This window comes from Pseudomonas sp. Sample_16, assembly GCF_004307665.1.
In the GTDB taxonomy this organism is placed as follows: Bacteria; Pseudomonadota; Gammaproteobacteria; order Pseudomonadales; family Pseudomonadaceae; genus Aquipseudomonas.
Genome location: NZ_RCOB01000166.1, coordinates 2,201 through 8,085 on the forward strand (window position 1 = coordinate 2,201; position 5,885 = coordinate 8,085).

Here is a 5,885-nt window from a genome sequence, read left to right on the forward strand (position 1 = left end):
TGACTCATCGCCGTCTTCAGCTTCATCGGCCGCACCGGTTTGTGCATCAGCGTGTGACCCAGTTCGCGGATCTGCTGCTTGAGTTCATTGCTGTAGTTGGCGGTGATCATCATCGCCGGGATCGCTGACTTACGACCGGCATTGATGCGCGCCACGGCGTCGACGCCGTTCAGTTCGTTGTCCAGGTGATAATCAGCAATCAGCAGGTCGGCCTCGGCGTGGTAGTTGTCCGTTTGCCGCGCGAGGTCGTGTTCCGACAACGCCGTTACCACTCGACATCCCCACCCTTCCAGCAACGTGCGCATGCCGGCGCAAATGGTCGCATCGTTGTCCAGCACCCATATCCGAGCCCCCCGCAGGCGCTCAAGCATCGGCTCGCTCATCTGCAACGTCGGCAATGCTGCAGGCGCGGTGGCGCTGATTGGCACTTCGACCGAGAACATCGAGCCCTGGCCAGGCCATGAACGCACCTGAATGCGATGGCTGAGGATGCCGGCAATTTTCTCGACAATCGCCAGACCCAGGCCCAGACCGCGATCCTGGTCCGGGCGCTGCACATCACCGCGCTTGAACTCCTGGAAAATCTCCTCCAGACGATGCTCGGCAATGCCCATGCCGCTGTCCCAGACCTCGATCGTCAGGCGCTGCCGATGACGGCGACAACCGAGCACCACACGACCTTTGCTGGTGTAGCGAATCGCATTGCTCAGCAGGTTACGCAGAATGCGCGCCAGCAACTGAATGTCGCTGCGCACCAACGCCGAACAGCCGATGTAGCGCAGTTGCAGGCCTTCACTGAGTGCCACTTGGGTGTACTCGGCGGCCAGGTTGTCCAGCAATTCACTGAGGGCGAACGGCGCGATGTCAGCCTTGATCACCCCCGCATCGAGTTTGGAAATATCCACCAGGGTTCCGAGCAGATTCTCAACGTCTTCCAGGGAATTGCTCACGTTGCGCACCAGAATCTCGCTGGCCATCGGCTCGCGCCGTTCCAGCAAGGCGCTGGTGAACAGGCGTGCGGCGTTCAATGGTTGCAGCAGGTCGTGACTGACCGCAGCGAGGAACTTGGTTTTCGACAGGTTGGCCTGTTCGGCTTCCTGCTTGGCCTCGCGCAAGCGTGACTCGACCAGGCGCCGCTCCCCGATCTCGCGCAACAATTGATCGTTGAGAGTGGTCAATTCCGCCGTGCGCTCGCGTACTCGCTGCTCAAGGTTCTGATAGGCCTGATGCAGCGCCTCGGCCGTGCGGCGGCGCTCTGTGATATCGCGAATCAGCACGAAAATCCCTACCACCTCTCCATTGGCCAAACGGTTAGGCACATAGGAACGCAGCATGTAGCGCTCCTGGTTGTTGACGTTGGTTTCAGCAAACTCGAAGGTCACGCTCTCCCCCGCCAATGCCCTGGCCACGTAGGATTCCAGGCGCTGGTAATGCTGTTCACTGTGCACTTCGCGCAAGCTCTGGCCGAGCATTACGCCCCGCGGCCAGCAATACCATTCTTCGTAGACCTTGTTGGTGAACTCGTAGACCAGGTCGGCATTGAGGTAGGCGATCAATGCCGGCACGTGATCGGTGATCAGGCGGATCCAGCGCTCGCTTTCACTCAGGGCCTCGGCGTGCTGATAGCGTTCGGTGATGTCGGTAAAGGTGTTGACGAAGCCGCCTGTCGGCAATGGATGGGTGCGGATTTCCAGGACCCGGCCGTCGTATAAACGCTGTTCGCATTCGCGTATCGGGCGACCGTTGCCATCGCGGCTGAACGGGGTCAGCAGGGTCAACTCGCTGTCGCCAATCACCTCGGCAAACGGCCGGTGGGCAGCTACCGGTGCCAGCCCGCTCAATTCCAGGAAACGCCGGTTCCATAACTCCAGAATGCCCTCGGCGCTGACCATCGCCACCCCTTGCGAGAGGTTGTCGACCGCGCGCTGCAATAGATGCGACTTCTGCGCGACCGCCTGTTCGCGGCGCATGGTTTCGCTGAGTTTGACGTCGGTGATGTCGATGAACAGAATCACCCGCCCGCCTTCCTGGGTCGGCCGCTCGCTGACTTGCAGCCAGCGCCCGTTCTGCAGGCGATACAGCAGGTTTTCATCGGCATGCCCGCGAGGCTCTTCGGTGAACAGGCCGTTGCTCATCATCAGGCGCTTGACCTCGCTCAGGCGCATGCCAGCGTTGATTCGTACTCGGCTCTTGCTCCAGAACGCCTTGAAACGACTGTTGAACAGCACAATGCGCTGCTCGGCGTCGAACAGCACAAATGCGTCGGAAATGCTTTCGATGGCATCGATCAGGTGTTGGTGCGCCGTTTCCGCACGCAGGCGGGCTTCGCTGAGCAGATGATTGCCGGCCTTGAGTTCGGCCATGGCCTGGTTCAGCGCATCGGTGCGCTCGCGCACTTGCTCGGCCAGCACGACCGAATGCTGGAAGGCCGCGTACGGATCATTGCCGCGAGTCACCCCGGATTCGACCCGCTCGATCAGCGCACCATTGATGCGTTGCAGTTTGTGGTTTTCAAGACGCAGCCTGGCGAGTTCGGCCTGCAGTTCAGCGATGTCCTGGGGCACGGCCGCGGGCAATGGCAACGCCGGTGAAGGTCTGGTTGATGTGCATGCCATTGAACTGTTCTCCATAGGTGTTGAAACCCATCACCCGTTGCTCACGCAAAAAACTGCCGATCTGTTCAAGGCTGCCATCGTCTTCGAGCTCCAGGCGTCGCAGGAAACAGTCGCACCCGATGGTCAACAGCAACTCCCCCAGGCGCGCCTGCAAGCCCTCGAACAGATTTTGCAGGTTCGGCAGCATCGGGCCTGGGGTCATGGCGGTCAGAACGATGCCGTTTTCCACGGCGCAGTAGAAACTCAGGCTCAGGTCCGGATGCACCTGCTGGATGGCCCGCACGTAGTACTGATCATTGATGCGCACGGCCAGCGGGTGTGCGGCGAAGACCCGGTGATCGAGTTGCGCCACCGGCACGCCGATATGCCGGGCATACTCGGCGGCGGCCGGTTCGGCATTCAGTTCGAACACCCGGCGCAAGGCATTGTCGGCCCCCGTGACCACCAACTTCTCGGCGCGCGGCATTACGTGGTGGGTGGTGAATACTTCGAAATCCAGCCAGGTATTGACCAGTACCACCACGGCGGCGCCACTGTAAAACTCGCCATCGAAGTACACATGGGTATGCGTCAGGTAGTTATCGTCGCCGGCCGAACCACCAAAATGCGGAATGTCGCCCAAGGCCGCGCTCAGCGCCGCCAGGACCATTTCTTCACGGCTGGACAGTCCATCAAGCAGGGTCAGGGCAAAACTGTTGCCCTTGATCGGCGCCAGGGTATTGCTGCGACAGCCACTGACCAGGCGCTCGACCATTTGCTGGGCGTCGATCAGGCTGAAGTGCTCCATCTGATCGATCAGCTCCACCGCGATTGAAAAATGCCGATGATCGAAGCCCACCGCCGTCACGCAATTGCGTCCGTAGCCCAGCGGCGTGATTTCTCCGGCGCTGGTGCAACCCGCCAGCCGAATGCCACCGAAGCTTTGCTGCAAGGCCTTGCCTAACGCCTGCAAGTCGTACTCGGCTGAACAGAAAAACAGCACGAACCCCAGGTGCGGATGCAACAACTGCCGCGCCAGCTCCTGCGCCACCTGAAAGGCATCGGTGGCCTGGGACATTGCACTGACGACCCCTTCGCTCTGCTGCATCATCGCCTCCGGCAGGCGCGTGTATGAGGCACGAGTGTACGAAGTCTGCGCGATGCGACGAATGCTACTTGGGTAGCGGGTAGCCGCTTCGATGGGATGAGACGGTTGGCGGCCCTGGCCGCGATGCGCACGGCCAGGGCCACCAGCCGGGGTTACCAGGTCAGCACCGCACCCACCGCAAAAGTATCGGTGTCTTCGTTCTGTTCATCGGTGTCGTGACCGTTGATTTCGAACTGGTTGTATTCGGCCACCAGCTTGAGGTTGTCGTTCACGTCATGGAACAACGCGATGCCGCGAGTCTCGTAGTCCGCTCCGCTGCCCACCACGCCGTTGCCGTCGTCATTGGTCTTGCCGTAGGACAAGGCCAGGCGGTTCTTGCCCAGTTTGTAGGAGCCCTGCATCAAGTAGCCGTCGCTGTCGACGTTGCGCAGGGTCGGCTCACCCGCATTGTTGGTAAAGAACGGGTTGATACCCTTGGCCTGGAAACCGGAACCGGTCAGGGACAGGCCGCCCATCTTCGCCTGCACGCCATAACCGAGCCCTTTGGAGGTGACGGTTTCGACGGTCGAATCGGTGTTGTCCGAAGTCTGGTAACTGCCGTTGACCCAGCTGTAGATCTTTGCACCGGCCAGGTCGAACTGATAGGTGATCTCGCTCTCGGTGCGCGGGTTTTCCTGATAGGCCTTGCCCGTCGGGCTGCTGTCGTTGGTGTCCACCGGGTCCATGATGCCGACCGCCACGCGCAGACCGTCCATCACCGGAGTGCGATAGGTGATCTGCGAGGTCGGGAACGGGTACGGGTAACCGGTACCGATGTTGCCGAACGAGACCCCGCCGCCATCCACCAGCCCTAACGTATCGCTGACCTGCCCGTAACCGGCGAGCATTTCGTCGAGCAGGATGTTGGAACGGGCGAACAGACCGAAGTCCTTGCCGATCAGCACTTCACCCCACTGCGGGTTGGCCACTGTTCCATAGAACTGCCGCACATCGATGGCGGTATCGGTGCCGTTGGTTTCACTGTCGTTGATGGTGACCCAAAACGATGCCCGGGCACCGAGCTTGAGGTCGTCAACTTGCTTGCCCATGTTGAACCCCAGGTAGTTGGGCAGAAAGCCCATCTTTACCCGCGACTGCCGACGATCGTACTGATCGCCAGCGCGGTCCACATCGCTGTTGACGTAAAAGGCGTTGATGTAACCGTCGGTGGAAAATGTGGTCTGGTCTTTGTCGTACAGCATGATCTCTGCCTCGGCCACTGGGGTCAGGCCGAGCGCGTACAGGCTGGCAATGAACGCTGGCAGAAAACGCTGGGTGAATTTCTTATTGTTGTGCATGGGGCGCTCCGAAACGGGGGACGAAGTGTCGGAGGCGATTATCGAAACCTGACAGGCGGCGCCATACGCTGCCTTGGGGCTGGTTTTCAGGTGCTTTGGATTGGCCAGCGGCGCGTGACTACAACGGCGTAAGACCGCCTGTCGGCGAGGCTTGCCACTTAGGGCTTAGGCCTGCTGACGCAACTGGCGTTCGCAGGAACCGGTACTGGCTAGGCGTTGGCGCTGAACAGCATGTAGGCGGCGACCACCAGGCAGATACTGGCAAACCCCACCTGCAACGCCCTCGCCGGCACCCGCGCACTAAGTTTGCGGCCGATGAGCATGCCGACAATGCTTGAGATGATGAACACGATGCCCACGCCATCGATGCGCACCCCGGCGTGGAAAGCACCGATCACGCCGATGGCCGAGATCAGGCTGATCACCATCAGCGACGTGGCAACGATCCCGCGCATCTGCACGTCGGTCAGTTGCTTGAAGGCCGGCACGATCAGGAACCCGCCGCCTACGCCCAGCAATCCCGAGACAACGCCGGTCACCGCACCTAGCGCGGCGAGGGTCGCGGTGCATTTGGCGGTCCAGGAAAAGCGCCCGGTCTGTTGGTCGAGCATGCAGTTTTTCTGGCCCCAGTTGGCGTGACCGTGATCGTTTGGCCCTTGATCCTTGCGCTCACGGCGCAGCATTCGTGCGGCCACCATGACCATCAGCAGGCTGAACAGGAGCATCAGGATTTTTTCCGGCAACTGATGGGCAAAGTAGATGCCCACCGGCGAAAACACCGCACCGAGTGCCGCAATCAACAACGCCGCGCGATAGCGCACCAGGCCATGACGCAGGCCGTCGATG

The 5,885-nt window shown here is 60.7% G+C and carries 4 protein-coding genes; all 4 read right to left on the reverse strand.

Annotated elements, in window-relative coordinates:
- Positions 1-2,576 (reverse strand): hybrid sensor histidine kinase/response regulator NahK/ErcS' (nahK, locus tag D8U69_RS21385; protein WP_177434591.1); only part of this gene is annotated, 2,576 nt, incomplete at its 3' end.
- The gene (gene nosP, locus D8U69_RS21390) at positions 2,545-3,705 is read right to left on the reverse strand and encodes a nitric oxide-sensing protein NosP (protein ID WP_056853500.1); all 1,161 of its coding nucleotides are present in this window, start codon (positions 3,703-3,705) and stop codon (positions 2,545-2,547) included. The genes nosP and nahK, both read right to left, overlap by 32 nt.
- Before the next feature lie 149 nt (positions 3,706-3,854).
- Positions 3,855-5,039 carry a porin gene (locus D8U69_RS21395; protein WP_130908077.1) on the reverse strand — a complete coding sequence of 395 codons (1,185 nt, stop codon included), beginning with the start codon at positions 5,037-5,039 and terminating at the stop codon, positions 3,855-3,857.
- Between the two features lie 209 nt (positions 5,040-5,248).
- Positions 5,249-5,885: sulfite exporter TauE/SafE family protein (locus tag D8U69_RS21400; RefSeq protein WP_130908078.1), on the reverse strand; the 637-nt coding region annotated here is incomplete at its 5' end.